At 63.8% G+C, this 24,837-nt stretch carries 29 protein-coding genes and 1 pseudogene; 18 read left to right on the plus strand and 12 right to left on the minus strand.

The genetic code is table 11. The features are described 5' to 3' along the window. Positions 1 to 190: 190 nt before the first annotated feature. Together NLM31_RS19425 and NLM31_RS19430 are read right to left on the minus strand one after the other, a co-directional pair. Positions 191 to 523 (minus strand): DHCW motif cupin fold protein, encoded by a 333-nt coding sequence (locus NLM31_RS19425; protein WP_254193299.1) that lies wholly within the window; start codon positions 521 to 523, stop codon positions 191 to 193. A 179-nt stretch (positions 524 to 702) separates the two neighbouring features. Beyond that, the gene (locus NLM31_RS19430; protein ID WP_254193300.1) at positions 703 to 1,074 is read right to left on the minus strand and encodes a nuclear transport factor 2 family protein; all 372 of its coding nucleotides are present in this window, start codon (positions 1,072 to 1,074) and stop codon (positions 703 to 705) included. 150 nt (positions 1,075 to 1,224) lie between these two features. On the opposite strand from NLM31_RS19430, the gene guaA reads away from it, so the two are divergent. The 5 genes from guaA (at position 1,225) to NLM31_RS19455 (ending at position 6,854) form a co-directional block, all read left to right on the plus strand. Further along, complete coding sequence (gene guaA / locus NLM31_RS19435) at positions 1,225 to 2,823, plus strand: glutamine-hydrolyzing GMP synthase (protein WP_254196230.1); 1,599 nt, start codon at positions 1,225 to 1,227, stop codon at positions 2,821 to 2,823. Positions 2,824 to 2,875: 52 nt separating this feature from the next. Then, positions 2,876 to 3,775 (plus strand): HNH endonuclease, encoded by a 900-nt coding sequence (locus tag NLM31_RS19440; RefSeq protein ID WP_254193301.1) that lies wholly within the window; start codon positions 2,876 to 2,878, stop codon positions 3,773 to 3,775. A 188-nt stretch (positions 3,776 to 3,963) separates the two neighbouring features. Next, positions 3,964 to 4,449, plus strand: a complete 486-nt coding sequence (locus NLM31_RS19445; RefSeq protein ID WP_254193302.1) for a hypothetical protein — start codon at positions 3,964 to 3,966, stop codon at positions 4,447 to 4,449. 105 nt (positions 4,450 to 4,554) lie between these two features. Further along, positions 4,555 to 5,802, plus strand: coding sequence for a serine hydrolase (locus tag NLM31_RS19450; protein ID WP_254193303.1), 1,248 nt, complete (start codon positions 4,555 to 4,557; stop codon positions 5,800 to 5,802). 170 nt (positions 5,803 to 5,972) lie between these two features. Continuing rightward, positions 5,973 to 6,854 carry a GyrI-like domain-containing protein gene (locus NLM31_RS19455; RefSeq protein ID WP_254193304.1) on the plus strand — a complete coding sequence of 294 codons (882 nt, stop codon included), beginning with the start codon at positions 5,973 to 5,975 and terminating at the stop codon, positions 6,852 to 6,854. A 46-nt stretch (positions 6,855 to 6,900) separates the two neighbouring features. On the opposite strand, the gene NLM31_RS19460 is transcribed toward NLM31_RS19455, so the two are convergent. Continuing rightward, a complete protein-coding gene (locus NLM31_RS19460; protein WP_254130908.1) occupies positions 6,901 to 8,031 on the minus strand; it encodes an NAD(P)/FAD-dependent oxidoreductase in 1,131 nt (376 codons plus the stop codon). Between the two features lie 77 nt (positions 8,032 to 8,108). Here NLM31_RS19460 and NLM31_RS19465 point away from each other — a divergent pair, with 77 nt between their 5' ends. Then, entirely contained in the window at positions 8,109 to 8,789 is a 681-nt protein-coding gene (locus NLM31_RS19465) for a TetR/AcrR family transcriptional regulator (RefSeq protein WP_254130909.1), read from the plus strand. A gap of 79 nt (positions 8,790 to 8,868) precedes the next feature. On the opposite strand, the gene NLM31_RS19470 is transcribed toward NLM31_RS19465, so the two are convergent. Further along, complete coding sequence (locus NLM31_RS19470; protein ID WP_254130910.1) at positions 8,869 to 9,366, minus strand: peptide deformylase; 498 nt, start codon at positions 9,364 to 9,366, stop codon at positions 8,869 to 8,871. A 78-nt stretch (positions 9,367 to 9,444) separates the two neighbouring features. Between NLM31_RS19470 and NLM31_RS19475 the strand changes: the two are divergent. Together NLM31_RS19475 and NLM31_RS19480 are read left to right on the plus strand one after the other, a co-directional pair. After that, a pseudogene (locus NLM31_RS19475) lies at positions 9,445 to 10,024 on the plus strand (TetR/AcrR family transcriptional regulator). 92 nt (positions 10,025 to 10,116) lie between these two features. Beyond that, complete coding sequence (locus NLM31_RS19480) at positions 10,117 to 10,707, plus strand: DUF308 domain-containing protein (RefSeq protein WP_254130912.1); 591 nt, start codon at positions 10,117 to 10,119, stop codon at positions 10,705 to 10,707. Positions 10,708 to 10,732: 25 nt separating this feature from the next. On the opposite strand, the gene NLM31_RS19485 is transcribed toward NLM31_RS19480, so the two are convergent. After that, the gene (locus tag NLM31_RS19485; protein ID WP_254130913.1) at positions 10,733 to 11,209 is read right to left on the minus strand and encodes an Lrp/AsnC family transcriptional regulator; all 477 of its coding nucleotides are present in this window, start codon (positions 11,207 to 11,209) and stop codon (positions 10,733 to 10,735) included. A 110-nt stretch (positions 11,210 to 11,319) separates the two neighbouring features. On the opposite strand from NLM31_RS19485, the gene NLM31_RS19490 reads away from it, so the two are divergent. Continuing rightward, positions 11,320 to 11,853, plus strand: coding sequence for an alpha/beta fold hydrolase (locus tag NLM31_RS19490; RefSeq protein ID WP_254130914.1), 534 nt, complete (start codon positions 11,320 to 11,322; stop codon positions 11,851 to 11,853). Positions 11,854 to 11,887: 34 nt separating this feature from the next. Continuing rightward, the gene (locus NLM31_RS19495) at positions 11,888 to 12,358 is read left to right on the plus strand and encodes an SRPBCC domain-containing protein (protein ID WP_254193305.1); all 471 of its coding nucleotides are present in this window, start codon (positions 11,888 to 11,890) and stop codon (positions 12,356 to 12,358) included. Between the two features lie 73 nt (positions 12,359 to 12,431). Here the strand turns inward: NLM31_RS19495 and NLM31_RS19500 are convergent, their stop codons facing one another. Next, entirely contained in the window at positions 12,432 to 12,893 is a 462-nt protein-coding gene (locus NLM31_RS19500; protein WP_254130916.1) for a cupin domain-containing protein, read from the minus strand. Positions 12,894 to 13,077: 184 nt separating this feature from the next. Here NLM31_RS19500 and NLM31_RS19505 point away from each other — a divergent pair, with 184 nt between their 5' ends. Beyond that, positions 13,078 to 14,304, plus strand: a complete 1,227-nt coding sequence (locus NLM31_RS19505) for an MFS transporter (RefSeq protein ID WP_254130917.1) — start codon at positions 13,078 to 13,080, stop codon at positions 14,302 to 14,304. Positions 14,305 to 14,322: 18 nt separating this feature from the next. On the opposite strand, the gene NLM31_RS19510 is transcribed toward NLM31_RS19505, so the two are convergent. The 4 genes from NLM31_RS19510 to NLM31_RS19525 form a co-directional block, all read right to left on the minus strand. Next, complete coding sequence (locus NLM31_RS19510; protein ID WP_254130918.1) at positions 14,323 to 14,709, minus strand: ester cyclase; 387 nt, start codon at positions 14,707 to 14,709, stop codon at positions 14,323 to 14,325. Between the two features lie 56 nt (positions 14,710 to 14,765). Continuing rightward, a complete protein-coding gene (locus tag NLM31_RS19515) occupies positions 14,766 to 15,638 on the minus strand; it encodes a helix-turn-helix domain-containing GNAT family N-acetyltransferase (RefSeq protein WP_254130919.1) in 873 nt (290 codons plus the stop codon). 41 nt (positions 15,639 to 15,679) lie between these two features. Further along, positions 15,680 to 16,096 (minus strand): cupin domain-containing protein, encoded by a 417-nt coding sequence (locus NLM31_RS19520; RefSeq protein ID WP_254130920.1) that lies wholly within the window; start codon positions 16,094 to 16,096, stop codon positions 15,680 to 15,682. 70 nt (positions 16,097 to 16,166) lie between these two features. Then, a complete protein-coding gene (locus NLM31_RS19525; protein WP_254130921.1) occupies positions 16,167 to 16,568 on the minus strand; it encodes an Ohr family peroxiredoxin in 402 nt (133 codons plus the stop codon). 143 nt (positions 16,569 to 16,711) lie between these two features. Here NLM31_RS19525 and NLM31_RS19530 point away from each other — a divergent pair, with 143 nt between their 5' ends. Further along, positions 16,712 to 17,182 (plus strand): MarR family winged helix-turn-helix transcriptional regulator, encoded by a 471-nt coding sequence (locus NLM31_RS19530; RefSeq protein WP_254130922.1) that lies wholly within the window; start codon positions 16,712 to 16,714, stop codon positions 17,180 to 17,182. 84 nt (positions 17,183 to 17,266) lie between these two features. Here NLM31_RS19530 and NLM31_RS19535 read toward each other — a convergent pair whose 3' ends face one another. After that, positions 17,267 to 17,419 carry a hypothetical protein gene (locus tag NLM31_RS19535; protein ID WP_254193306.1) on the minus strand — a complete coding sequence of 51 codons (153 nt, stop codon included), beginning with the start codon at positions 17,417 to 17,419 and terminating at the stop codon, positions 17,267 to 17,269. A 204-nt stretch (positions 17,420 to 17,623) separates the two neighbouring features. Here NLM31_RS19535 and NLM31_RS19540 point away from each other — a divergent pair, with 204 nt between their 5' ends. Further along, positions 17,624 to 18,517 carry a LysR family transcriptional regulator gene (locus tag NLM31_RS19540; protein ID WP_254193307.1) on the plus strand — a complete coding sequence of 298 codons (894 nt, stop codon included), beginning with the start codon at positions 17,624 to 17,626 and terminating at the stop codon, positions 18,515 to 18,517. On the opposite strand, the gene NLM31_RS19545 is transcribed toward NLM31_RS19540, so the two are convergent. Further along, positions 18,514 to 18,858, minus strand: a complete 345-nt coding sequence (locus NLM31_RS19545; RefSeq protein ID WP_254135385.1) for an MmcQ/YjbR family DNA-binding protein — start codon at positions 18,856 to 18,858, stop codon at positions 18,514 to 18,516. The two genes, NLM31_RS19540 and NLM31_RS19545, sit on opposite strands and share 4 nt — an antisense overlap. Positions 18,859 to 18,927: 69 nt before the next feature. Between NLM31_RS19545 and NLM31_RS19550 the strand changes: the two genes are divergently transcribed. The 5 genes from NLM31_RS19550 (at position 18,928) to NLM31_RS19570 (ending at position 24,837) form a co-directional block, all read left to right on the plus strand. Continuing rightward, a complete protein-coding gene (locus tag NLM31_RS19550) occupies positions 18,928 to 19,479 on the plus strand; it encodes a carboxymuconolactone decarboxylase family protein (protein ID WP_254193308.1) in 552 nt (183 codons plus the stop codon). A 109-nt stretch (positions 19,480 to 19,588) separates the two neighbouring features. Next, positions 19,589 to 20,215, plus strand: a complete 627-nt coding sequence (locus NLM31_RS19555; RefSeq protein ID WP_254193309.1) for a PadR family transcriptional regulator — start codon at positions 19,589 to 19,591, stop codon at positions 20,213 to 20,215. Between the two features lie 15 nt (positions 20,216 to 20,230). Next, entirely contained in the window at positions 20,231 to 20,875 is a 645-nt protein-coding gene (locus NLM31_RS19560; protein WP_254193310.1) for an O-methyltransferase, read from the plus strand. 235 nt (positions 20,876 to 21,110) lie between these two features. After that, a complete protein-coding gene (locus NLM31_RS19565; protein WP_254130928.1) occupies positions 21,111 to 22,766 on the plus strand; it encodes an acetolactate synthase large subunit in 1,656 nt (551 codons plus the stop codon). Between the two features lie 244 nt (positions 22,767 to 23,010). Next, positions 23,011 to 24,837 carry a chloride channel protein gene (locus NLM31_RS19570; protein WP_254193311.1) on the plus strand — a complete coding sequence of 609 codons (1,827 nt, stop codon included), beginning with the start codon at positions 23,011 to 23,013 and terminating at the stop codon, positions 24,835 to 24,837.

Below are 24,837 nucleotides of genomic sequence, written 5' to 3' on the forward strand. Positions count from 1 at the left end.
CCCGGTTGGTCGATTTTGGAGAAATACCTGAAACGTGCTCGCCCATTGAAATGAGACGGAGCGGCCCAGTCGTTCGGCCAAGGATCGATGTTCACAATCTAGCGATTTTTTGGGGCAACTTCAAGGCGGCACGCGCCCACAGCGAGCGCCGCGCAGTTTGCTATTTTGCGCTGCACACCGAGCGGTTCCGTCAGTCCACGATGAAGAGGGTAGCGCCCGTCGCCGTCGATGAGCGGTGCGCGGCGTCGCCGAAATCCGAGACCTGGTAGCTCATGCCCGGCGTCAGCTTGAACTTGCGTCCGTCGCGCAGCTCGCTGTCGAGTTCGCCCGCGAGCACGTACAGCACGTGGCCGCGGTCGCACCAATGATCGGCGAGATAGCCCGGCGAATACTCCACCATCCGCACCCGGAGATCGCCGATGTTGAGCGTGCGCCACAGCGCGTGCCCGGTCTCCCCGGGATGCGTTGTCGCCTCGACCTTGCTCCAGTCGGTGACGGTGAAGGGTGAGGTGGGGAGCTTCATGGTGGGGTCCTGTCTCTGGGCCGGCGGTCACGTAGGGTGGGCAAAGCCTCCGCTTCGCTCGAAGAGCGAAGTCGGACGCGTGCCCACGTTCCCTTGCGATTTTGAAAGAGATCGTGGGCACGGCGCAAGCGCGCCTTTGCCCACCCAATGAGAGCTTCGCTCGGAATGATCGACAGCCCTCAATGCGGCAAATGATTAGCCGATCCCTGCACGATCAGCCCCGCATCATTCACCCGCAGATATTCGCAGATGCGCTTGCCCCGCTCGTTCTCGTAAAACACCACCAGGCTATCCGGGCTCACGAACACATCGATCAGCGAAAAGTGCAGCTCCGGCAGCAGCCCGATCGCCTTGCTCCAATACGCCCGCAAGGCATCCTTGCCGCGCACGGTGCCACTGGCGTCAAATCCCATCACCGGGATCCGGTCCGAGGTCATCACGGCGGCGTCGTCGTAAAGCGTGAGCACGCGCTCGAGATCGCGGGCATTCCAGGCCTCGAGCCAGGTCCGGCCGAGGGCGGCCAGCGTTGATGGCGGGTGGTGCTGCGACATGGGCGGTCTCCCTGATCGGCCCCTCTGTGACGTGGGGGCACATATAGGTCAATAATACTTACCTATTTTGATTTGTCCATGCCCAAAGAAGAATGTGGGCGCGCGGCCCGCGTGGTTGCGGGCAGGGGCGTGGTCGCGTATCTGCTGGCCATGACAGCAGCACAGAACGACCGCTCCGCGTCGGCGCCCTCCGTGGCCTCGGCGCACGACAAGATTCTCATCGTCGACTTCGGCAGCCAGGTGACGCAGCTGATTGCGCGTCGCGTGCGCGAGGACGGCGTTTATTGCGAGATCGTCCCGTTCAACAAGGCCGAAGAAGCCTTCAAGGAGATGAAGCCGAAAGCGGTGATTCTCTCCGGGGGCCCGGAGTCGGTGCATGAGGCAGGCTCCCCCCGCGCCCCGCAGCTGATCTTCGCCTCCGGCGTGCCCGTGATGGGCATCTGCTACGGCCAGATGACCATGGCGGCCCAGCTCGGCGGCGAGGTCGAGGGCGGCCATCACCGTGAATTCGGCCGCGCCGATGTCGAGGTGAAAGCCGACAGCCAGCTGTTCGAGGACGTCTGGTCATCGGGCAGCAAGAACCAGGTTTGGATGAGCCATGGCGATCGCATCACCAAGATGCCGCCGGGCTTCAGCGTTGCCGGCATCTCGCCGAACGCGCCCTTCGCGATCATCCAGGACGAGAAGCGCAAGTACTACGGCCTGATGTTCCACCCCGAAGTGGTGCACACGCCCGACGGCGCAAAGCTGATCCGCAACTTCGTGCGCAAGATCGCCGGCCTCACCGGCGACTGGACCATGCGCGCCTTCCGCGAGGAAGAGATCGCAAAGATCCGCGCCCAGGTCGGCAAGGGTAAGGTGATCTGCGGCCTCTCCGGCGGCGTCGATTCAGCCGTCGCGGCCGTGCTGATTCATGAAGCCATTGGCGACCAGCTCACCTGCGTGTTCGTCGATCACGGCATGCTGCGCCTTGATGAGGCCAAGACTGTCGTCGACCTGTTCCGCCACCACTACAACATCCCGCTCGTGCACGTGGATGCGTCGAAGCAGTTTTTGGGCGAGCTCGAAGGCGTCACCGATCCCGAGAAGAAGCGCAAGACCATCGGCCGGCTCTTCATCGAGGTGTTCGAGCAGGAAGCCAAGAAGCTCGGCGGCGCCGACTTCCTGGCGCAGGGCACGCTCTATCCCGATGTGATCGAGAGCGTCTCCTTCACCGGCGGCCCCTCGGTGACGATCAAGTCGCACCACAATGTCGGCGGTCTGCCTGAGCGCATGAACATGAAGCTCGTCGAGCCCCTGCGCGAGCTGTTCAAGGACGAGGTGCGCAAGCTCGGCTACGAGCTGGGCCTCCCCGAAATCTTCGTCGGCCGTCACCCGTTCCCGGGCCCGGGCCTCGCCATCCGCTGCCCCGGCGACATCACGAAGGACAAGCTCGACATCCTGCGCAAGGCCGATGCCGTCTACATCGACCAGATCCGCAAGCACGGCCTCTACGACGACATCTGGCAGGCTTTTGCGGTGCTGCTCCCGGTGAAGACGGTGGGCGTCATGGGCGACGGCCGCACCTACGATTATGTCGTGGGCCTCCGCGCCGTCACCTCAACCGACGGCATGACCGCGGACTTCTACCAGTTCGACATGAAGTTCCTGGGCGAGACCGCCACGCGCATCATCAACGAGGTGAAGGGCGTGAATCGGGTGGTGTACGACGTGACGAGCAAGCCGCCTGGGACGATTGAGTGGGAGTAGGAGTGTGCCGAATCGATCCCTGACGCTCAACACAGGCGGCTTCGCCTAGATCATGGGATTTGGGGTATTCATCCATCGATCGGACTCGATCTACGATGACAGCCCTGCTGAACGATACCAGTTTCCCAGTCAGTACTTGCGTCGCGTTGAAGCCTGCATCGGCGACTGGATCATCTATTACGAACCGAGCAAGGTCGCCGAGACGCGCGGCTATTTTGCGATTGCTCGGGTTCAGCAGGTTATTCCCGACCCCGGGACTGCGGGCATGTATCTAGCTCTGATTGAGGCCGGAAGTTATCTCGATTTTGCCAATCCGGTTTCCTTCAACGGGCCCGATGGTCCCGTGGAGCGCGGTGTCTTGAATGAGCAGGGACGAATTTCGGGGCGCGCTCAGTCGGCGGTCCGTGCGATCTCACCCGACGATTTCAATAGAATTTGCGAACTCGGTCTTGCTGAGAATGCTCCGCTGCTGCCGCGGCGTGATGACGATATCCGACCGCTCGATCTCAATGAGACGCAGGCGCCGTTCCAATTCGAACAGCAGCGCGACCGCGTCAACCTAACTGTGTCGAGAGTTCTGCGCGATCGCGTTTTTCGCCGCATCGTGCTTCGCGCTTACGATGAGCGCTGCGCTGTTACCGGTTTGAAGCTCATCAATGGAATGGGGCGCGCGGAAGTCGCCGCTGCTCACATAAGACCTGTTGAAGCCAACGGGCCGGACGTCATCAGCAATGGCATCGCTCTTTCAGGCACAGCGCATTGGATGTTTGATCGCGGCCTCATCAGTCTCGCTGACGATCTCGAGATTCTGATCTCGCGTCATACCAACGATCTCGACGGCGTGCGATCGATGATTAACAAGACAGGTCGTGCGAGTGCGCCCCAGCGCATATCAGATCGCCCACACCCACACTTTCTGAAGTGGCATCGCGAAAATTGCTTCAAGCAATAGGAATACACTGGCAGTGCACCGATGGTGAGCGTTACGATGCTTGTGACGTCGGACGCCGATTTAATGCAACTCGTAGGATGGGTGGAGCGCAGCGAAACCCATCGTGGTCGGATTGATGGGTATCGCTTTGCTCCGCCCGTCCTGCGAGCTCTGGCAAGTAATGCAATGTCGATAGGAGGGCGGGGGACATGAGTGAGGACGAAAACAAGAAGGAATTCGTTGAACGGGTCCGGCGCCACTTTGAGAAGATCACGCCTCGACTGAATAAAGAAATGGCGATGATCGCAGCATTGTCATGGGATGAAGAGGCGAGATTCCTCCTGATTGAATACGACGCGTCACAGTTCAGCGACGAATTTTTTGTGGCACTATGGGCGATGGATGCCGATGGCGAACCTGTTGATCGGGAAGGGCACTGGTTTCTGAAGGGCCGGACAGTCGTCGTTCCCTCCAAAATTTATGATGACGAGAAATACGAGGCGATTGAACCGGGGGAAGTGGCTTCAGAGCTTCTGGAGCAATGGTTCGCCCAAGCGTGGCGTGCCCACGGGCATAAGGGGCTTCCGGCGTATCTCGGCCACCACGACAGCTATTTCAAGATTGATCTGGCCACCAGCGAACAGGTGAATTGGGACAGCATCGTTGCGCGAGCAAAGGCTGGGTTGGCCCCATAGTGCTAACGAACCTATTCGCCGCGTAGGTGCCCAGCGCTTGCGTCGGATGTCCACCACGCGCTCCCGTGCTACGACATCATCATCGCATCTCCGGAGCCCGCGTTGATGTCCGTCCCGCCCACCAATCCCACTGCCGTCGAGTCCGACCCAGAAACCCTCGGCTGGATGCGCGGCTTCCCGCCGTCTCCTGATCGCCTCATCACTTTCCAGGACGGCTCATTCCGCAATTTCCCCGAGCTCCGTTGGGCCTGGAGCAACATTCGCCAGCTGGTGCCGACGGTGAATGTCTGGCGCGGCGCGGGGCCTGCGTCGCCGCTGCCGCGCGCGGAGCAGGACATCGGCGCGGTCGCTTCGACCACGCTGGACGGGCGGCCGATGACCTTCGCGACAATGCTGGAGGAGACGTATGCAGACGGCATCGCCGTGCTGCATCGGGGCAGACTGATCTATGAGCGCTATTTCGGCGCGTTGAAGCCGCACAAGCCGCATATCGCGATGTCGGTGACGAAATCGTTCACTGGTGTGCTGGCCGGCATCCTGATCGCGGAGGGCAAGATCGATCCGCAGGCGCCGGTCACCGACTATGTGCCGGAGCTGAAGGCGAGCGCGTTCGGCGACGCGCGCGTGCATGAGGCCATGGATATGACCACGGGTCTCGCATACACCGAAGTCTACAACGACAGGAATTCCGCCGTGTGGGACCTGCGGCGCGCCAACGGCATGGCGCCGATCCCGCCGGACTATGACGGCGCGACTAACATCTTCGACTTCCTCGTCGCGCAGAAAAAGCAGGGCGAGCACGGCAAGGCGTTTTCCTACAAGACCGTCAATTCCGACGTGCTGGCCTGGGTCATCAGGCGCGCCAGCGGCATGACGCTTTCAGATCTGCTCTCCGAACGGATCTGGCAGCCGATGGGCGCGGAGGAGGACGCGCACTATCACGTCGACCGCATCGGCACCGAGAGCGGCGGCGGTGGTCTCTCGACGACACTGCGCGATCTCGCCCGCTTCGGCGAAACCATCCGCAATCACGGCCGCTTCAACCGGCGCCAGATCGTGCCGTCGCAGGTGGTCGAGGACATCGCGCGCGGTGGCGACCCCGAGAAATTCAAGCCGGCCGGCTACACCACGCTGCCCGGCGCGTCCTACCGCAATCAATGGTGGGTGACGCACAACGCGTATGGTGCCTACATGGCGCGCGGCGTCCATGGCCAGGGCATCTACATCGATCCCAGGGCCGAGATGGTGATCGCGCGCTACGCCTCGCACCCGGTCGCGGGCAACGCGGCCAACGATCCGGTGACGCTGCCGGCGTATATGGCGCTGGCGAAGGAATTGATGGCGGGCGGGTAGGGGCTTGTAGGATGGGTAGAGCGAAGCGAAACCCATCATCGCGCCTCCATTAAGAACGCGATGGGTTTCGCTGCGCTCTACCCATCCTACACGTTTCTGCCAAACCGCAAGATCGGTCGAGCATATCACACCCATCTTCGCCTAACTCAAGCCGCCACGGAGGAGGGACGATGACGGCGGCATTGCGAAATTATCAGGCCCGGATGCGGCGGGTGCTCGATCATATCGACCAGCACCTCGACGCGGATCTGGACCTGGACAGGTTGAGCGACGTCGCAGCGTTCTCGAAGTTTCATTTCCACCGGCAATTCAAGGCGACCTTCGGGTTGTCGGTTCATCGCTATGTCCAGCTCGCCCGTATGAAGCGCGCGTCGCATCAGCTGGCCTACAATGACGCTCTTGATGTCACCGACATCGCGATGGATGCCGGCTACGACGCGCCTGACGCCTTCGCCCGCGCCTTTCGGCAACGGTTCGGGCAATCGCCGTCGTCGTTCCGGAAATCGCCGGACTGGGAGCCGTGGCTTGCGGCCTTCGGGCCTCTCGACAACGCGAGGAGCAAGCTCATGCAGAAGAATTTTAGCACTGACGACGTGACGATCCGCGATGTGCCCCCCACGCGGGTCGCGATCTTGGAGCATCGGGGAAACCCTGAGACGCTTGGTGACACGATCCGGCGGTTCATCGCGTGGCGCAAGGCCGCCGGCCTGCACCCCAGGACAAGTCCGACCTTCAATGTCTGGCATTCCGAGGGGCGCCCCGTGCAGCAGGACGAATATCACATCGACCTCTGCGTCGGCACCGACCAGCCGATCGTCGCGAACGGCGAAGCGATCAAGGCCGGCGAGATCCCCGGCGGACGCTGCGCGGTGCTGCGCGTCGTCGGCTTTACCGACAATCTGGAGCCCGCCGCGCTCTATCTCTATCGCGACTGGCTTCCGGCCAGCGGCGAGGAAGCGCGCGACTTTCCGATCTACTGCCAGCGGCTGAGCCTGTTCCCGGAGGTGCCGGAGCATGAGGCCATGGCGGACGTTTTCCTGCCGTTGAAGTAGTCGCTCGGATGGCGTGTAGGACGGATTGCGCTTGCGCTCATCCGCCCTACGCCTGTCGCATCCCCGTGAAGAAGTCCACCAGGCCGAACGGCGCGCGTTCGCCGAGGCAGAGCTCCAGGATTTCATGCGCGCCGATTGCGGCAGAGCGGCTGCGCGGGAACAGCGCGGCTTCGTAAGTCGCTAATGCCGCTTCGATGTCGTCGGGGTAGGCAGCGATGGCCTTGCCAAGCTCGGCGCCATCGAGCATCGCGAGGTTTGCGCCGTCGCCGGCCGGCGGCATCAAATGCGCGGCATCGCCGAGCAGCGTCACTCCACCCTCACGCTCCCAGCGATGGTCGTTGGGTAGCGCGTGGAGCATGCGCAGCACCAGCGGCGTGTCGGCGTCGGTGATCAGCGCCGTGAGCCCCGGCGCCCAGCCGGCGAATTCGGTCGCGATGCGTGCCGTTGCAGTGGGGACATCGGTGAAGTCGATCGCGGAAAACCATTCGGCGGAACGGTTCAGCGCGATATAGGCGTGAAGCGCGCTGTCCGGCTCGCGGTGCGCGAAAATGCCTTTGCCGGGCGCGTTCGCGAACAGCGCACCGCCGCCGACAGCCTCGGCCGCCGCACGATGCCGCGCGTCCGCATCGTGCAGATAAGTCTCGATGAAGGACGTTCCGACATATTTGGGCGTCGCATCCGACAGCAGCGGTCGCACCTTTGACCACGCCCCGTCGGCGCCAACGAGAAGTTCGGTGCTGACGCCAAAACCGTCGGCGAATGTCAGCTCATGCCGCCCGGCACCGCGTGCAACCACGCCCGCAAGCTTCTTGTCCCATCGGATCGTCTCGGCGGGCAGGGAGTCCAGAAGGATGCGCCGCAGCGCGCCACGACGCACCTCAGGTCGCCCGCCCGTGCCGTCGTCGGGCTCGTCGAGCAACACCTTGCCATTCTGGTCGAGAACGCGCGAGGCCTGGCCGCCCTCATGGATGAGCGCGCGGAATTCCTCGAACAAGCCAGCCGCCTTGAGTGCGAGCTGTCCGCTGTCGTCGTGGATGTCGAGCATGCCGCCTTGCGTCCGCGCCATCGCCGACGCTTCGGCCTCGTAGACGGTGACGGGAATGCCATGCAGGTGAAGTACGCGGGCGAGGGTGAGGCCGCCGAGGCCTGCACCGACAATCGTAACCGGAGGCGTCATCGGGTTCTTTACCAATGTGAATGGAACGTTGTTCCATAGCATTGGAACGACGTTCCAGTCATGTCAAGATGGCGACCATGGCGAAGAAGACCAACCGGATTGAGCGGCGCACCGATGCGCTCACGCGGGAGCGGATCGTCGCGGCCGCAATCGAGATCCTGGACAGCGGCGGCGAGGGCGCGCTGACCGTCCGCGCGCTCGCGGCGCATCTGGCAACCGGAAGCGGGGCGATCTATTGGCACGTGGCCGACAAGGGCGAGCTGCTTGCGGCCGCGACTGACGAGGTCATCGCGCGTGTCATGTCCGAGCTGCCCGGCGGCACCAGGCCGCGCGAGGCGATCCGTGCGGTCGCACTCGGCGTATTCGACGCGATCGATGTCCACCCCTGGGTCGGCGCGCAGCTGTTTCGCGAGCCGTGGCGGCCGGCGATGCTGGACATCATCGAGAGCGTCGGCGGACGGCTCCAGGCGCTCGGCGTGCCCAAGGCTGCGCAGTTCGATTCCGCATCGGCGCTGGTGCACTACATCCTCGGGGTCGCCGGACAGAACGCCGCGAACGCCCGCGTTCATGCCCCCGATACGGATCGATCGGCCTTTCTTGCATCCGTCGCGGCGCAGTGGGAGGCGCTCGATTCCGCAAAATATCCATTCGTGCGGCAGATGGCGACGCAGCTCCGCGACCACGACGACCGCGCGCAGTTCTTGGCCGGCATCGATCTGATCCTGGCGGGGATCGGTACGTTAGGTAGGGCGGATTAGCGAAGCGTAATCCGCCATCTTGGAGCGGCGCATAAACATGGCGGATTACGCCTTTGGCTAATCCGCCCTACGGAACCGTTCACCCCCGCGCCATCTTCTCGAATTTCTTCACCAGCCGCTCGCGCTTGAGCCGCGACAGCCGCTGGATCCAGAACATCCCGTCGAGCTGGTCGATCTCGTGCTGATGGCAGACGGCGCGCAAGGCCTCGGACTCCTCGCTTTGCGCGTTGCCGTCGAGATCCCAGTAGCCGATCCGCACCCGGGCGTGGCGCTGCACCTCGTCATTGACGCCGGGCATCGAGACGCTGCCTTCCTTGTGCAGGATCATCTCGGGCGAGGCCCATTCGATCACGGGATTGACGTAGGTCTGCGGGCCCACCTTGGCGTCGAGCTCGAGCACGACGATGCGCAAGGGCACGCCGATATGCGGCGCCGTGATGCCGATGCCGGGCGCGGCGCGCATCGTCTCCAGCAGATCGGCTGCGAGCTCGCGCAAGCCATCGTCGAAGGCGGTGACGGGCCGCGCGGGCATGGCGAGGCGGCGGTCGGGGTAGCGAACGATCGGACGAATGGTCATTTGAGGCTCCTACCACTCACGGGGGAGTGAAGCACCCCGGTTCTTGACGATCTACCAACTGGTAGGTAGTCAAGGGTCATGACCAATGTTTCCTCGACCGCCGACGACATCCTGGCTTGCGCCCGCACGTTGATCATCGCGGGCGGCTACAACGGCTTCAGCTATGCCGACGTCGCCGACATCGTCGGCATCCGCAAGCCGAGCATCCACCACCATTTCGCCAGCAAGGTCGATCTGGTCCGCACCCTGGTGTCGCGCTATCGCGAGGAGGCCGAAGCAGGGCTGGCGGCGCTCGAGCGCAATGTTCCGGACCCGCGCGAGCAGCTCAAAAGCTACGTGGCGTATTGGGAAGCGTGCATCGGCGATGCAACGGCGCCCTTCTGCGTCTGCGCGCTGCTGGCCAGCGAGCTCCCGATCCTGCCGGAGGAGGTGGCGCTCGAAGTCCGCTCGCATTTCCGCTCGCTGGCGTCCTGGCTGACGTCGGTGATGGAGCGCGGCAAGCGGAAGGGGCAGCTGAAACTCTCCGGCCCGGGTCGAGGCTGAAGGGTTCATGGCGACCATTCATGGCGCGATGCTATCGGCACGTGCCTATGGCGATCCCAGGATGTTCGGTGTGATCACCGCGCCGCTGCTGGAGCGGCTCTCCACGAAGCACTGAGGACATCGACGAGACGACAGCGGCGCCCGCAGGCATCGGGGCGGAGCGTCTTGCGCGTAAAACTACCAACTAGTAGGTAAGGGGTGAAAGCAATGGCTCATCTTCAAACGGATCTCGTTCGTGACGATCGCGAGCAATGGCTCAAGCAATATTACTTCCTCCGCGCGGCCTTCTCCGTTGCCTGGGTCGTTGCCGCGATTGCCGTCGCATCGTCGTCTTCGGCGATCGCCGGCGCGTTGCTCGTGCTCTATCCGGCGTGGGACGCCGCGGCCAATTTCGTGGACGCTCTGCGCAGCGGCGGGCTCGCGCAAAATCGTACGCAGGCGCTGAACGTTGCGGTCAGCCTCGCGACATCAGTCGCGGTCATCGTGGCCCTGCAAACGAGCATGAACGGGGTGCTCGGCGTCTTCGGCGCCTGGGCGATCCTGTCCGGCTTGCTCCAGCTGGGGACCGCGGTCCGGCGCTGGAAAAGTTTTGGCGCGCAATGGGCCATGGTGCTCAGCGGCGGTCAGTCGGCGCTCGCCGGCAGCTTCTTCATCTTTCAGGCGACGACGCCGATGTCGCCGTCGATCGCAAACGTCGCGGGCTATGCCGGCGTCGGTGCGCTCTACTTCCTGGTCTCGGCCGTATGGCTCACCGTCGGCGACTGGCGCAGGCGTACCAGGCGGATGCAGCAGGGGTGATGCGATCGAATGGTCAAATCCCGCGCTAGCTCTTTTGGATCAGCTCACGCCCGATACGCTTCGGCGGTTCGCTCCGCAGCACGATCGCCGTCGTGACCGAACCATATCGGGCAATCGCATCGACGATACTCTCGAGCTCCGCCGGCGAGGGCACCATCACCTTGAGGTGAAAGCAATCCTCGCCGGTCAACCTCAGGACCTCGATGATCTCAGGCATCTCCGCAAACTGCTTCAGGCAGGCCTTGATGTGCTCATGCGTCGTCCGCAGCCGGATGATGGCCATCATGTGGAGGCCGACCGCGGCCGGATCGATGACGGCGCGATAGGCCTTGATGATCCCGCGCTCCTCCAGCCGCTTCAGCCGTTCCGAGGTGGCCGGCTGGGACAGGCCGACCTTTCTGCCCAATTCCGAGACGCTGATGCGGCCATCGTCCTGCAGCGTTTCGATGATCGCGACATCGGTCGGATCGAGAACGGGATGAAACTCTTGGCTTCGCGTCATGACCTCTAATCTATCGGAATTGCGCTTCGCTTTCCGATGAATGCCAATTCCGTTTGCGCTTGTAAATCGCCATGCTCCGCGCCAGCGTGATGAAAGACGAGAGGTGAGGCGTGACGGAATTCATTCATTTGCCGGGCATTGGCAACTCCGGCGAAGCCCATTGGCAAAGCCGTTGGGAGCTGGCTGATCCTGCGATCCGCCGTTTCGCTCCGGCCAATTGGGAGCAACCTGATCTGGTCGACTGGATCGCGGCCCTGGATCGGGCCGTCGGCGCGGCGACAAGGCCGCCGGTGCTCGTGGCTCACAGCCTGGCCTGCCTGCTCGTTGCGCATTGGCAAAAACAGATGTCCGCGCCGGTGAAGGGAGCGCTTCTGGTTGCCGTTCCCGATCCGCGGTCTCCGGCGTTTCCTGTCGAGGCCGCCGCGTTCGCATCCGTACCGGAAGAGCGTCTTCGTTTTCCCTCGTTGATCGTGGCCAGCAGCAACGACCCTTACGCGTCGCTGCCATACGTGGAAGCAAGAGCAGGGCAGTGGGGCAGCGATCTCGTCAACATCGGCGCGAGGGGCCACATCAATGGCGGGAGCAATCTCGGCGACTGGCCGGAAGGGCGTCAGATACTCATGGAATTTGATGCGCGGATCTAGATGAGGGGCAGGTCAATCTGTGTCGTTTCATACGGTGCTTCAGTCGATCAGCATTGCAGCCGAACCGCGGGATGTGTGGGCGGCCCTGACCGGTCGCGATGCCGGGGACCAATGGCGCAATGCCCACTTTAGGACCGGTTGGCAGACCGGCGACCTGATCGAGATCGAGGCGATCATCGGACCGAGACGTTATCGGGACAAAGGGCAGGTCGTTCAGGTCCAGCCGCACGCGCTGCTGCAATACACCTATTGGTCCAGCGTGTCCGGTCTGCCGGATCGTGCGGAATGCTATTCGACCGTCACCATGACGCTCGAGTCCAAGCAGGGTGACGAGGGCGCGGAGACGATCTTGACGGTGGAACAGAGCGTGCCACCATCATCGGTGCGGAAGGGGCCGGGCTGGGAAATCGGCGAGGAGTCCGGGGCGAAGCATGTCGCTTTCTATTGGCGAGTGACCCTTCCGGTCCTCAAGCGCGTCGTGGAGGAAGCGCGGGGGGCGCCGTGATCCGATGCTGCTGGATCGAATGGATCGCCAGGTGGCTCGCTTTCGCAAAAGGCACTTCCTGTAAGTTCTCGGCTTACCTGTGCGGATAGGGCGTGCCGTCCTTATGCACGAACCGTCCATCGGAATTGGCGCTCATCATGTCGATGTCGGAGCAGGTCGTGAGGTCCTCGGGCGCACGCGAGCCCACCTCGAGATAGACGGCAATCGCGTCCGACCGGTTGATCATGTGATGGCCGTTGCCGCTGCCTTTCGGGAAGGCCGCGCAGTCGCCGGCGCGCAGCACCGTTTCGCATTCGTCTTCGACGAGGGTCACTTCGCCTTCGAGCACATAGACGAATTCGTCCTCATGCGAATGCCAATGCCGCTGGCTCGACCAGTTGCCAGGCGGCAGTCGCATCAGATTGACGCCGAAATCGGAAAGGCCCCCGGCATTGCCGAGCCGCTTGCGGATGCGCTCCGCACAAGGGGCGTCGAAGGGCGCGGGATAACCGGAGCCCTTGCGGGCCGGAACGGCGGCGACGTCGATTTTCGGCATGCATGACTTCCTGACATCTGCTGCCAGCACATAGGCAGCGTGCGCGGGGCGCACCAGAGGCATCCGCCGCGGAACCATGCGCTGTCGGCAGTCGTGATAGCTTGCGAAATAAAGTAGGGTCGCCCTGTCTGCTTTCCCCATTTCCATTCGTCTTCCACCCAGACAGACCTGACGGGAGACAAAAATGACTTCTTCCTCTTATCGCTGGGTGATCGTCGCCGCCGGCGGCCTGCTTGGCTGCGTCGCGATCGGCGGCATGTTTTCGCTGCCGGTGTTCCTGCAGCCGATCGCCAAGGACACCGGCTGGTCGGTGACCGGCATTTCCAGCGCGATGACGATCGGTTTTCTGGCGATGGCCTTCACGAGCATGGCCTGGGGCTCGTTGACGGATAAGTTTGGTCCGCTGCCGGTGGTGCTGACGGGATCGGTCGTGTTGGCGCTGAGCCTGTTCGCCGCGAGCCACGCGACCTCGCTGATCGCGTTCCAGTTCGTGTTCGGCCTTTTGGTCGGCGCTTCCTGCGCCGCGATCTTCGCGCCGATGATGGCGACCGTCACCGGCTGGTTCGACACCCATCGCGGCCTTGCGGTCTCGCTGGTGTCGGCCGGCATGGGCGTGGCGCCGATGACGATGGCGCCGCTCGCGGCATGGCTCGTGTCCAACCACGACTGGCGCACCGCGATGCAGATCGTGTCGCTGGTGGTCGCCGTCATCATGATCCCGGTCGCGCTTTTGGTCCGCCGTCCGCCGGCGCTTGCGCATCCGCCGGTCGGCGCAGCGGGGCCGGGTGGACCGCAATCCGAGATGACGGTGGGCGAAGCGCTGCGTTCGCCGCAATTCCTGATCCTGATCGCGACCAATTTCTTCTGCTGCGCCACGCATTCCGGTCCGATCATTCACACCGTCAGCTATGCCGTCAGTTGCGGCATCCCGCTGATCTCGGCGGTGACGATCTACAGTGTCGAGGGACTGGCTGGTCTCGGCGGCCGTATCGCATTCGGCCTGATGGGCGATCGCCTGGGCGCCAAGCGTGTGCTGGTCGGCGGCCTGCTCGCGCAAGCCTTCGGCGCGCTCGCCTATGTCTTCGCCCATGAGCTTACGACTTTCTACATGGTCGCGACCGTCTTCGGCTTCATCTATGCCGGCACCATGCCGCTCTATGCGGTGATCATCCGCGAGAACTTTCCGCTCAAGATGATGGGCACCGTGATCGGCGGCACCGCGATGGCCGGTAGTCTCGGCATGGCAACGGGCCCGCTCGCCGGCGGCATGATCTACGACGCGTTTTCCAGCTACGCCTGGCTCTATATCGGCTCCTGGGCGATGGGTCTCGGCGCGTTCCTGATGGCGATGACGTTCCGGCCCTTTCCGAAGCCGCAAAGCGAGCCCGCGCCGGCGCCGGTGGCGGCCTGAGCGGATCGAGGCGCAGCCTCAGAGCTGCGCCTCGATGGCCGCCTTGTCGACGAGCGACCACACCTGCCGGATCCTTCCGTCGTCGAATTCGTAGAACACGTTTTCGCAGAAGGAGACGCGCTTGCCGTTGACGGCAAGTCCGAGGAAGTTTCCGACCGGCTTGCAATCGAATTTCAACCGGCTGGCAATGCGCGGTGGTTCGGAGATCAGAAGCCTGATGTTGAAATGCAGATCCGGGATCTCGCGAAAATCCCGCTCCAGCATGGCGCGATAACCCGCCAGCCCGAGGGGCCATGCGTTGTGGGTGACCTCGTCATGGACGAATTGCCCGAGTGCAGGCCAATCCTGCCGGTTCAGGCAGGCGATGTAGTCGCGATAGATGTCGGCGAGTTCGACTGGCGTCATGGCGATGCTCCTGCGGCTCCGGGCCTAACGCGGGAGCAGGGGAATCGGCGTGCCGCTCACAAGGGTTTTTCGAAGAACAGATCTGGATACGGGTCGTCGTTGAAGCGCGGGATTTCGCGCCAGCCGGTGGTGCGGTAGAGCTGGCCGGCCTCGGGGAGCGCGCTGTTGGTGTCGAGCCGCAGCAGCGCGATGCCGAGCGTGCGCGCGGTATCCTCGGCGGCATCCATCAGGCGCTTGCCGAGGCCCAATCCGCGCGCGGAAGAGGCGACCCACAGCCGCTTGATCTCGGCATAGCCATGATCGGTTCCCTTCAACCCGACGCAGCCGATCGGTAACGTATCCGACATGGCGACGATGAAGCTGCCGCGGGGCCGGCGCATGTCCTTGGCATCGGGGTCGCGCGACAGCGAGACGTCAAATCCCTGTTTGAAGCGGCGCCCGAGCTCGGCATAATATTCCCTGAGGCAATAGCGCGCCTCGTCGCTGCGCGGATCCATCTCGGCAAGCGCGATACGGTCGCGCGTCAGCGCAGACGCAATCAGATCCATCGCCGCGAGCAGTGCTTCGCGCTGCCCATTGCGGGCGAGAAAGCCTTCGGCCTGCGTGTTGGACAGCGCTTCATAGGCTGCGAATTCGCGCTTGCCGGCGCGGGTAAGGCTGGCCACGCGGCGCCGCGCATCGTCCTCGTGCGGATGTGTTTCGATCAGGCCTTCATCTTCCAGGCTGCGCAACAGCCGGCTCATCAGCCCGGAATCGAGGCCGAGATAGTCGCGGGCCTCGCCGAGGTCGGAGCGTCCCTGTCCGATCGCATTGAGCACGCGCGCCGCGCCCAGCGGCCGGCCGCGCCCGAGGAATGAATTGTCGAGCGCGCCGACGGCGGAAGTCACGGCACGGTTGAAGCGGCGGACGCGGGAGACGGGATCGAGCATTATCTGACTTTAGTCAGATATCACGCCTTGGTCAATCGTGTTCACTTCGCGATCGTCAGCAGCGGCTTGTCCTTTTCGACGATATAGGTCGCAAGCTCGCTCGCGGACACGTCGCCGGCGTTCTTCGCGGCATGAATCGTTCCGGCAGGGATGAAGAGGACATCGCCGGTCTTCAACGTCACCGGCGGTTTACCGTCGAGGTCGTATTCGATGGAGCCGGCCAGCACATAGATGATCTCTTCGCCCGGATGGCTGTGCCGGCCAAACGCGACGCCCGGGGCGAGATCGACACGCACCTGGACGGCCTCGCGGCCGGGCGCGCTGAGATCGTGACGCTGCAGGTCGGTGCGGGTAACGCCGGCCGGCTGGGCCGCCGCGGCCGGCAGCGTGACGAGGTTGGTCGCGAGTACGGCTGCACTCGCCAGCACGCGCACGGTTCGCAGGAAAGAGTTGGTCATGGTCGGCTCCCGGATTGATGATCCGCGCCGCGCGCCCGGCCGTTCTTCGGCCGGGCCGCGTCGGGGTGTGTCAGACGAGGGTGGTGGTCACTTCGATGTTGCCGTGGACGGCCTTGGAGTACGGGCAGATGCCGTGCGCGGCCTCGATCAACTCCTGCGAAACTGCGCGATCTACGCCGGGGACGCTGACGTCGAGACGTGCGCGCAGGAAGAAGGCGCCGTTTGCGTTGTTCAGGTCGATCGCGGTGTCGACCGAGGGCTCTTCCGGCAGCTTGACCCTACGCTGGGCGGCGGCGAGGCCGATGGCGCCGAGATAGCAGGCCGACCAGGCGGCGGCGAACAGGTTCTCGGCAGCGGGGTGCGGCTGCGGCAGTTTGATGTCGAGTTGGCCGTCCTGCGAGCGCGCAGCGCCCTGATGACCTGCGGTGACGTGGGTCTTGCCGGTGAAGAGAACCTTTGCAGCGGTGGTCATGACGATCGTCCTTTCCATTTTGATCGTGTCCGATCCAATCGGATACGATGCGAAATAAACCTCGCGCGTCCGCCGGTCAAGCTCTTCCGATTTAATCGGATGCGATTTATATGGATTGCGGATCACGAATTGCGGAGGTTCCAATGGCCCGTTCCCCCAAAACCGCCGACAAAGGCCGAAAACTCTCGAATTTCCTGTGCTTTGCCGTCTATTCGGCCAATCTGGCCTTCGGTCGTGCCTACAAGCCGCTGCTGGATAAGGTCGGCCTGACCTACACCCAGTACATCGCCATGGTGGCGCTATCGGACGAGGATGAGCTGACGGTCAGCGCGCTCGGCGAAAAACTGTTTCTGGAATCCAACACGCTGACGCCGATCCTGAAAAAGCTGGAGCAGGTGGGCTTCATCAAGCGCCACCGCGATCCCGCGGATGAGCGGCAAGTGCGGGTCAGCCTGACCCCGACCGGAAGGAAGCTGATCGAGCAGGATCTCGGCGAATCCGTGGTCGATGCGACGGGCCTGGGCGACGAATTTCCGGTGGTGCAGAAGACCGTAAGCCGGCTGCGCGACAATTTGCTGCGCAACACGCAGGCGGGCAGCGCGAATAAGCGTTAATCGAAACCGCGACCCGGATCTGATGTCAAAGTCGGAGGCGATGTTCGCCTCCGACGCAAGTATCAAGGACGAGCGCGCCGCATTCTAGATGCAGGTCACCTGCGGAATCATCCACGTCGCAACGGTCTGCCAGAGGCCGTCGTCGCGGCGCCGTTGATAAGAGACGAAGTCGGTATCGTCGTCGTGTACGAATTCGTAGCGATGGTTTTTCGTGGATGCGGTGTTGGGCTTGGCCATGGAAATCTCCATCAGAGAGAACCTTTCATCTTAGCTAGGTGCGGTGCAGTAGCGCGCCAATAGGAGGACGATCGTCATATCATCACGTTGCGGAGAGTGGCGGCGCTTCGCGCGGGCCGCCTGTGCCGGGATCGGCCGATCGCTCCGCGTGCGATCATCCCGCGGCTCTTGCCATCACCTGGCGGCTATGTTGAACAATCGGCCATGGACCGCTTCGAGACCATGCGCCTGTTCGTCCGCCTCGTGGAAAGGCGAAGTTTCACCGCTGCTGCGGCCGATCTCGGCCTGCCGCGCTCCACCGCAAGCGAAGTCCTGCGCGGCCTCGAGGCGCATCTCGGCGTGCGCCTGCTCGAACGCACCACGCGACATGTCACGCCGACGCTCGACGGCGAGGAGTATTATCGCCGCTGCGTCGCCATCCTGGCGGAGGTCGAGGAGGCGGAGAGCGCGATGCGCGACGCGCAGCCGCGCGGCCTGTTGCGGTTCGATGCGCATCCGCTGCTGACGCGCACCTTCATTCTGCCGAACCTGCCTGAATTCTTGGCGCGCCATCCGTTGATCGAGCTGCAGATCGGGCAGGGCGATCGCCTCGTCGATCTCGTGCGCGAGGGCGTCGACTGCGTCATCCGGTCCGGCCAGCCCGAAGACAGCGGCATGATCCAGCGTCGTCTCGGCTCGATTGCGGAGGTGACGGTGGCGAGCCCCGCCTATCTCGCCGCGCACGGCACGCCCGCGTCGCCGGATGCGCTCGACGGCCACCAGATGGTCGGATTCATCTCGTCGCGAACCGGCGACGTGCTGCCGCTCGAGTTTTCCGTGGGCGGTGCCCTGCGCGAGATCGTGCTGCCGAGCCGGATCAGGGTGAACAATTCCGACACGATGGCGGATCTGGCGCGGCTCGGATTCGGCCTGGCGCAGGCGCCGCGCTATCGTTTCGAAGATGATCTCGTCAGCGGCGCGCTGGTCGAAGTGCTGCCGAACCATCCACCATCACCGACGCCGCTGTCGGCGCTCTATCCGCAGAACCGCCAGCTTACGCTGCGCCTGCGTGTCTTCCTCGACTGGGTTGGACGCATTTTTGGCGAGGCCAAGCTCTAGTCCAGGCCCAGCGCCTTCCGCGATTTGCGTGTGAGCCTTGCCACGATCAGGGCGTGGGCCTGCGCGAGATAGGCCGTCAGTTCCGCATCGGGCAACGCGTTGTTGCTCACCAACTGCACCCATTTGGCCCGTGCCAGATAGGGCGCCGGCCGCGCGACACCGTGCTCGATCAGCATCGCATAGGCCATATCAGCGGTCTTGAACATGTAGCTTGCGGTAAAGCCGCCGCTCAGCGCGAACATCTTGCCGCCGACCTTGAACACGGAGGTGCCTTCCCACTGCACCACTTTGGTAGCAGCGGGCAGGCGCAGGCAACGGGCCTCAAAGGTCTTGGGAGTCATGCGATTGCAATAGCGGACATCGGCGCACCTTTGTGGCAGCATGCATGTTCCAACCGAGGATGGAATGCCATGTCGCGTGTTTCGATCAAGACCAGGGACGATCTGCCGGAAGCACTGCGCCCCCTGTGGGACAAGATGACGACCTATGGTGCGTTCGAGAACCAGGCCGGTGTGATGGCGCATCGCGCGCCGATCTTCAAGCACATGTGGTCGCTGCTGGTCGATCTCGCCAGCGAAGGCATAGTCTCGAAGCGCCATCTCGAGCTGGCGCTGGTCACGGTGTCGCTGCTCAACAAGTGCGATTACTGCGTTTCCCACCACGCGCCAAAACTCGCGGTGCAGGGTGTGTCGGAGCAGGGGGCCGCGCGCCTCATCGACTACAAGGATCACCCCGAACTCGATGAACGCGACAAGCTGGTCGTCGAATACGCCATCGCCGTCACCAACAACTGGAACAGGACGCGCGACGAGATCTTTGGCTGCCTGCGCATGCACTTCTCGGAAGCGCAGATCGTCGAACTGACCTGGCGCATCGCGCTGTGCGGCGCCTTCAATCGCTTCAACGACATTCTCCAGCTCGAGGTCGAGCAGGGCGTTCCCCATAGCGAGGCTGCCGAGTAGCGGCCGGCGGCTGCAGCTTCCGGACGACGGAAGATCACGGATCCGTGATTTGCGTCTCGATTATCGCAAACTATATCGTAAGATATGTTTTGAGAAGGCGACGTAAGATATGTTCGGTAAACACCGAGACCACAGAGACTTTCACTTTGGGCACTTCGCCCACTTCGCCATGGGCCGGCATGGCGGGCGGCATCGCTTCGGCCGCGGCGGGCATGGCTTTTTCGGGCGCGGCGGCGACGAGTTTCCGGGCGCACGGCGGCTGTCCTCGCAGGACCTCCAGCTCGTGATCCTGGCGCTACTCGCCGAAAAGCCCGTGCATGGCTACGAGCTGATCAAGATCATCGAGGAGCGTTCGGAGGGGTTTTATACGCCGAGCCCCGGCGTGATCTATCCGGCGCTGACCTATCTCGAGGAGGTCGGCCACACCAGCGTCGCACAGGATGGCGGCAGAAAACTCTACAGCATCACGCCGCAGGGTGAGGCCTATCTCGCCGAGCAGCGTGGGACCGCTGATGCGATCCTCCAGGCGCTGTCACGGATCGGGCGCCGCATGGACGAGGTGCGCGAGGCCTTTGCCGGCGTCAGCGATCTCGATGCCGATGCCTCCGACGAGCTGCATCGGGCCCGCCACAACCTCAAGCGCGCGCTGCGTTCCAGGCACGGCAGCGACTCCGCCGAGGCGCGTCGCATCGCCGGCATCCTGGAGCGTGCAGCCGCGGAAATTCTCGGCAAGTGACGAGGAAAGCGGGACATGACTGATCAGCCGCACAGTCCGATCCGAGATCCGCGCGTCAACGCCGTGATCGCGCGCCTGCAAGGTGCGCGGCAGCGGCCCTCCGGCGGCGGACCGCGCAGTTCTTTCAACAGCCGCGATCCCCACGCTTATGCCGAGCAGGGCTTTTCGATCCATCCCGAGCAAGGCGAGCTGATCTACCTGCTGTGCCGCGGCCTGCGCGCCACACGCGTGGCGGAGTTCGCGACCTCGGTCGGCATGTCGACGCTCTATTTCGCCGCCGCCTTGCGCGACAATGGCGGCGGGAAGGTGATCGGCTCGGAGATCGTGCCAGCCAAGGTCGAGGCCGCCAGGCGTAACCTCGCTGAGGCGGGGTTGGCCGACTATGCCGAGATCCGCGAAGGCGATGCCCGCAAGACGCTGCGCGATCTCGGCGGCCCCGTCGACTTCGTCCTGATCGACGGCTGGCCGGGCGAGGGTGGTCCCTCGCTCGCCCGTGAAGTGATTGAGATCGTCGCGCCGCAGCTGCTCGTCGGCGGCTATGTCATGAACGACAATGCCGAACCCGATTATCTCTCCTTCATCCGCGATCCCCAAAACGGCTTCGTGTCGATGACGCTGCCGCTCAAGGGCGGCACGGAGCTAAGCCTGAAGGTGAAGTGAGGTCCTCCGCCCACAATACCTTCCGTTGGTGTGCCATCGTTGAACGATGGTCTCGTGCCACGGGCGCAGCAACGCCAAGAGGCGTTGCTGCGCCGTGAGAGCGATGGATACGAAGAAAATTCGTGCGCCCTGACAAGCCAGCTGCATTGTGAGTTGTGCCTGAACGCCACGCGGTTACGATGCGTGCCGAGTTCCTGCGGTGTGCAGGAGCGGACATCGTCACTGGAGAGGCGACATGAGCGAGCAGGAACGCAAAGTCAAAGGATCGGACCTGTTCGTCGCGGCGCTCGAGAACGAAGGCGTCGACCGAATTTTTGGTGTGCCTGGCGAGGAAAACCTCGACCTCGTCGAATCGCTGCGCACCTCGAAGATCGAGCTGGTCCTGACTCGCCACGAGCAAGCGGCCGCCTTCATGGCAGCGACCCACGGCCGGTTGACCGGCAAGCCCGGCGTCTGTCTCTCCACGCTTGGCCCGGGCGCGCTCAACCTGTCGACCGGTGCCGCCTATGCGCATCTCGGCGGGATGCCGATGATCCTCATCACCGGGCAGAAGCCGATCATGAGCAGTCGGCAGGCACGCTTCCAGATCGTGGACGTGGTTGCAACCATGAAGCCGCTGACGAAATTGTCGCGGCAGATCGTCAGCGCCTCCTCGATTCCGACCGTGGTCCGCGATGCCTTCCGCGTGGCGATGGAGGAGCGGCCGGGTCCGGTGCATCTGGAATTGCCCGAGGACATCGCGGGCGATGAGGTGGCTGCTACCCCGGTGATCCCGATTCATCCGATCGAAATCCCCGTTGCGCACCGCGCCGCGCTCGACCGTGCCGCCGAGATGATCCTGGCCGCCAAGCGCCCGCTGGTGATGATGGGCGCTGCGACCAGCCGGCCGCACTCGACCCACGGCATCGCCAGCTTCGTGCGGCGGACCGGCATTCCCTTCTTCACAACGCAGATGGGGAAGGGCACCGTGCCCGGCGGCACCAATCTCTACATGGGCACCGCGGCACTGTCAGAGCGCGACTATGTCCATGATGCGATCGACGCCGCCGATCTGATCGTGGCGATCGGCCATGATCCGATCGAGAAGCCGCCCTTCATCATGGGGCCGTCGGGCCCGAAGGTCATTCACGTCAGCTACACGTCGGCGAGCGTCGAGCTGGTCTATTTTCCCGACGCCGAGGTCATTGGCGACGTCGGGCCGAGCCTGGAACTCCTGGCCGACCGGCTCGAGGGCAAGCTGCCCCAGGCAGCGGCGCTGCTGCCGTTGCGCGAGGAGATCCTCAACCACATCGCCGACCGCGCTACCGAGACGCGCTGGCCGCCGACGCCGCAGCGCATCGTGCACGACATCCGCCAGGTCATCCCCGAGAACGGCATCGTTGCGCTCGACAACGGCATGTACAAGATCTGGTTCGCGCGCAACTACCGTACCCGCGTCGCCAACACGCTGCTGCTCGACAACGCGCTGGCGACGATGGGGGCCGGCCTGCCGTCGGCGATGATGGCCGCGATGCTCTATCCCGATCGCCGCGTGCTCGCGGTCGCCGGCGACGGCGGCTTCATGATGAACAGCCAGGAGATGGAAACCGCCGTCCGCCTCAAGCTCAATCTGGTCGTGCTGGTGCTGGAGGACAACGCCTACGGCATGATCCGCTGGAAACAGGCTGTCGACCATTTCGCCGATTACGGCATGACCTTCGGCAATCCCGACTTTGCGCTTTACGCCAAGGCCTATGGCGCCAAGGGCCACCGCATCGCCAGTATCGACAGCTTCGGTCCGACGCTCGATGCCGCCTTCAAGGAGGGCGGCGTGCATTTGGTCGTGATTCCGATCGATTATTCGGAGAACGTGCGGGTGCTGGTCGACGAGCTGCGCGCGCGGCAGAAATAGGAGAGCGGGGCCTGCATGGTTCGAGACGCCCGCTTTCAGCGGGCTCCTCACCATTAGGAATTAGCATCTCGCCGCATATCCGGACCTCATCCTGCGGAGCCCGCAAAGCGGGCGCCTCGAAGGATGGCCACATCGGGACGATCTCGGCCCGATTTACGGCTCGGTGAATACCAGCCATTCCTTGATATATATCGTTCTACGATATATTGGCAGGCGCGAAGCATCCTCCCGACAAGAGACATCCATGCGCCAGACCCCCGACATGACCGGCGGCCTCCCGCGGCCTCGCGGCAAGCCCGGAGATTTTACCGCCGACCGCCGCGTGCTGGTCCTGATCGGCATGGCGCTGCTGGTCGGCAGCATCAGTGCCGGGGCCGCCTGGGTGCTGCTGAAGCTGATCGCGCTGGTGACCAATCTGGTCTGGTTCGGCCATGTCAGCGCCGAGAATGTCTCGCTGGCCAATGCCCATCCGGGGATCTGGATGGTGCTGGCGCCGGCGCTGGGCGGTCTCGTGATCGGGTTGATGGCGCGGTTCGGCTCGGAGAAGATCCGCGGCCACGGTATTCCCGAGGCGATCGAGGCGATCCTGATCGGTGGCAGTCGCATGCAGCCGAAGGTCGCGATCCTGAAGCCGTTGTCCTCCGCGGTGTCGATCGGCAGCGGCGGTCCGTTCGGCGCCGAGGGACCGATCATCATGACGGGCGGCGCGATCGGATCGATCTTCGCCCAGTGCTTTCATCTCGCCGCCGCCGAGCGCAAGACGCTGCTGGTCGCGGGCGCGGCCGCCGGCATGACGGCGATCTTCGGCACGCCGATCGCGGCGGTGCTGCTCGCGGTCGAGCTGCTGCTGTTCGAATGGAAGCCGCGCAGCTTCCTGCCTGTGGTGACGGGGGCGGTGATCTCGGCGGCGTGGCGCCCGCTGCTGTTCGGGACCGGACCGCTGTTTCCGTTCGCGGAGCGGCCGGATCTGCCCTGGTGGGGCCTCGTGGCTGCGATCGGCGTCGGCATCGTCGCCGGCCTGCAATCCGGGCTGATGACGCGGCTGCTCTACGCGATCGAAGACCTGTTCGACCATCTGCCGGTGCACTGGATGTGGTGGCCGATGCTCGGCGGCCTCGTCGTCGGCCTTGGCGGGCTGATCGATCCCCGCGCGCTCGGCGTCGGCTACGACGTCATTGCCGATCTGTTGTCCGGCCACATGGTGCGCGACGAGGCGATCCGGTTGCTGCTGGTGAAATCCGCGATCTGGGTGATCGCGCTCAGTTCGGGCACCTCGGGCGGCGTGCTGGCGCCGCTGCTGATCCTGGGCGGCACGGCCGGCTGGTTGGAGGGATTGGCGCTGCCGGGTGGCGCATCATTCTGGGCGCTGGTCGGCATGGCCGCGATGATGGGTGGCACGATGCGCTCGCCGCTCACCGGCGTGATGTTCGCGATCGAGCTGACCGGCAATATCGACATGCTGCTGCCGCTGCTGGCGGCGACCGGCGCGGCGCACGCCGTCACTGTGCTTTTGCTCAAACGCTCGATCCTGACCGAGAAGATCGCGCGCCGCGGCCAACACATCACGCGCGAATACGCGATCGATCCGTTCGAGCTGATGCGCACGGCCGATGTCATGGTCACCAAGGTCGACACGCTGCCGGTCGACATGTCCATCGATGCGGCGGTTGCTTTCTTCACCTCGGATCAGCGCCGTCACAAATCCTATCCCGTCGTCGCCGCCGATGGACGGCTGAACGGCATGGTGACCCGCGCCGACGTGCTGCGCTGGCGCACCGAGGGCGATCATCAGGCGGCGACGCTCGACGACGTCGTGTCGGATACCTCGGTCGTGGTGGCGCATCCCGACGACGTGCTGGGGCGGGTCGCCGATCTCATGGTCGCCTCCGACCTCGGGCGGCTGCCGGTGGTCGATCGTGCGAGCCATCGCGTGGTCGGCCTGGTCGCTCGCAAGGATTTGCTGAGAATTCGCGCGGTCGTGAACGCGCAGGAGGAGGACCGCAACGCATATTTCCTGCGCGAAAAGGCGCTTGTGCCGGAGGCGCGGATCGCGGAAGGTCAGCCCCTCTGA

The organism is Bradyrhizobium sp. CCGUVB4N (assembly GCF_024199945.1).
In the GTDB taxonomy this organism is placed as follows: Bacteria; Pseudomonadota; Alphaproteobacteria; order Rhizobiales; family Xanthobacteraceae; genus Bradyrhizobium.

What these genes read in the sequence shown, in the direction of transcription:
- NLM31_RS19425 (WP_254193299.1), bottom strand. Translation starts at nt 523, where the DNA reads ATGAAGCTCCCCACCTCACCCTTCACCGTCACCGACTGGAGCAAGGTC.
- NLM31_RS19430 (WP_254193300.1), bottom strand. Translation starts at nt 1,074, where the DNA reads ATGTCGCAGCACCACCCGCCATCAACGCTGGCCGCCCTCGGCCGGACC.
- guaA (WP_254196230.1), top strand. Translation starts at nt 1,225, where the DNA reads ATGACAGCAGCACAGAACGACCGCTCCGCGTCGGCGCCCTCCGTGGCC.
- NLM31_RS19440 (WP_254193301.1), top strand. Translation starts at nt 2,876, where the DNA reads ATGGGATTTGGGGTATTCATCCATCGATCGGACTCGATCTACGATGAC.
- NLM31_RS19445 (WP_254193302.1), top strand. Translation starts at nt 3,964, where the DNA reads ATGAGTGAGGACGAAAACAAGAAGGAATTCGTTGAACGGGTCCGGCGC.
- NLM31_RS19450 (WP_254193303.1), top strand. Translation starts at nt 4,555, where the DNA reads ATGTCCGTCCCGCCCACCAATCCCACTGCCGTCGAGTCCGACCCAGAA.
- NLM31_RS19455 (WP_254193304.1), top strand. Translation starts at nt 5,973, where the DNA reads ATGACGGCGGCATTGCGAAATTATCAGGCCCGGATGCGGCGGGTGCTC.
- NLM31_RS19460 (WP_254130908.1), bottom strand. Translation starts at nt 8,031, where the DNA reads ATGACGCCTCCGGTTACGATTGTCGGTGCAGGCCTCGGCGGCCTCACC.
- NLM31_RS19465 (WP_254130909.1), top strand. Translation starts at nt 8,109, where the DNA reads ATGGCGAAGAAGACCAACCGGATTGAGCGGCGCACCGATGCGCTCACG.
- NLM31_RS19470 (WP_254130910.1), bottom strand. Translation starts at nt 9,366, where the DNA reads ATGACCATTCGTCCGATCGTTCGCTACCCCGACCGCCGCCTCGCCATG.
- NLM31_RS19480 (WP_254130912.1), top strand. Translation starts at nt 10,117, where the DNA reads ATGGCTCATCTTCAAACGGATCTCGTTCGTGACGATCGCGAGCAATGG.
- NLM31_RS19485 (WP_254130913.1), bottom strand. Translation starts at nt 11,209, where the DNA reads ATGACGCGAAGCCAAGAGTTTCATCCCGTTCTCGATCCGACCGATGTC.
- NLM31_RS19500 (WP_254130916.1), bottom strand. Translation starts at nt 12,893, where the DNA reads ATGCCGAAAATCGACGTCGCCGCCGTTCCGGCCCGCAAGGGCTCCGGT.
- NLM31_RS19505 (WP_254130917.1), top strand. Translation starts at nt 13,078, where the DNA reads ATGACTTCTTCCTCTTATCGCTGGGTGATCGTCGCCGCCGGCGGCCTG.
- NLM31_RS19510 (WP_254130918.1), bottom strand. Translation starts at nt 14,709, where the DNA reads ATGACGCCAGTCGAACTCGCCGACATCTATCGCGACTACATCGCCTGC.
- NLM31_RS19515 (WP_254130919.1), bottom strand. Translation starts at nt 15,638, where the DNA reads ATGCTCGATCCCGTCTCCCGCGTCCGCCGCTTCAACCGTGCCGTGACT.
- NLM31_RS19520 (WP_254130920.1), bottom strand. Translation starts at nt 16,096, where the DNA reads ATGACCAACTCTTTCCTGCGAACCGTGCGCGTGCTGGCGAGTGCAGCC.
- NLM31_RS19525 (WP_254130921.1), bottom strand. Translation starts at nt 16,568, where the DNA reads ATGACCACCGCTGCAAAGGTTCTCTTCACCGGCAAGACCCACGTCACC.
- NLM31_RS19530 (WP_254130922.1), top strand. Translation starts at nt 16,712, where the DNA reads ATGGCCCGTTCCCCCAAAACCGCCGACAAAGGCCGAAAACTCTCGAAT.
- NLM31_RS19535 (WP_254193306.1), bottom strand. Translation starts at nt 17,419, where the DNA reads ATGGCCAAGCCCAACACCGCATCCACGAAAAACCATCGCTACGAATTC.
- NLM31_RS19540 (WP_254193307.1), top strand. Translation starts at nt 17,624, where the DNA reads ATGGACCGCTTCGAGACCATGCGCCTGTTCGTCCGCCTCGTGGAAAGG.
- NLM31_RS19545 (WP_254135385.1), bottom strand. Translation starts at nt 18,858, where the DNA reads ATGACTCCCAAGACCTTTGAGGCCCGTTGCCTGCGCCTGCCCGCTGCT.
- NLM31_RS19550 (WP_254193308.1), top strand. Translation starts at nt 18,928, where the DNA reads ATGTCGCGTGTTTCGATCAAGACCAGGGACGATCTGCCGGAAGCACTG.
- NLM31_RS19555 (WP_254193309.1), top strand. Translation starts at nt 19,589, where the DNA reads ATGTTCGGTAAACACCGAGACCACAGAGACTTTCACTTTGGGCACTTC.
- NLM31_RS19560 (WP_254193310.1), top strand. Translation starts at nt 20,231, where the DNA reads ATGACTGATCAGCCGCACAGTCCGATCCGAGATCCGCGCGTCAACGCC.
- NLM31_RS19565 (WP_254130928.1), top strand. Translation starts at nt 21,111, where the DNA reads ATGAGCGAGCAGGAACGCAAAGTCAAAGGATCGGACCTGTTCGTCGCG.
- NLM31_RS19570 (WP_254193311.1), top strand. Translation starts at nt 23,011, where the DNA reads ATGCGCCAGACCCCCGACATGACCGGCGGCCTCCCGCGGCCTCGCGGC.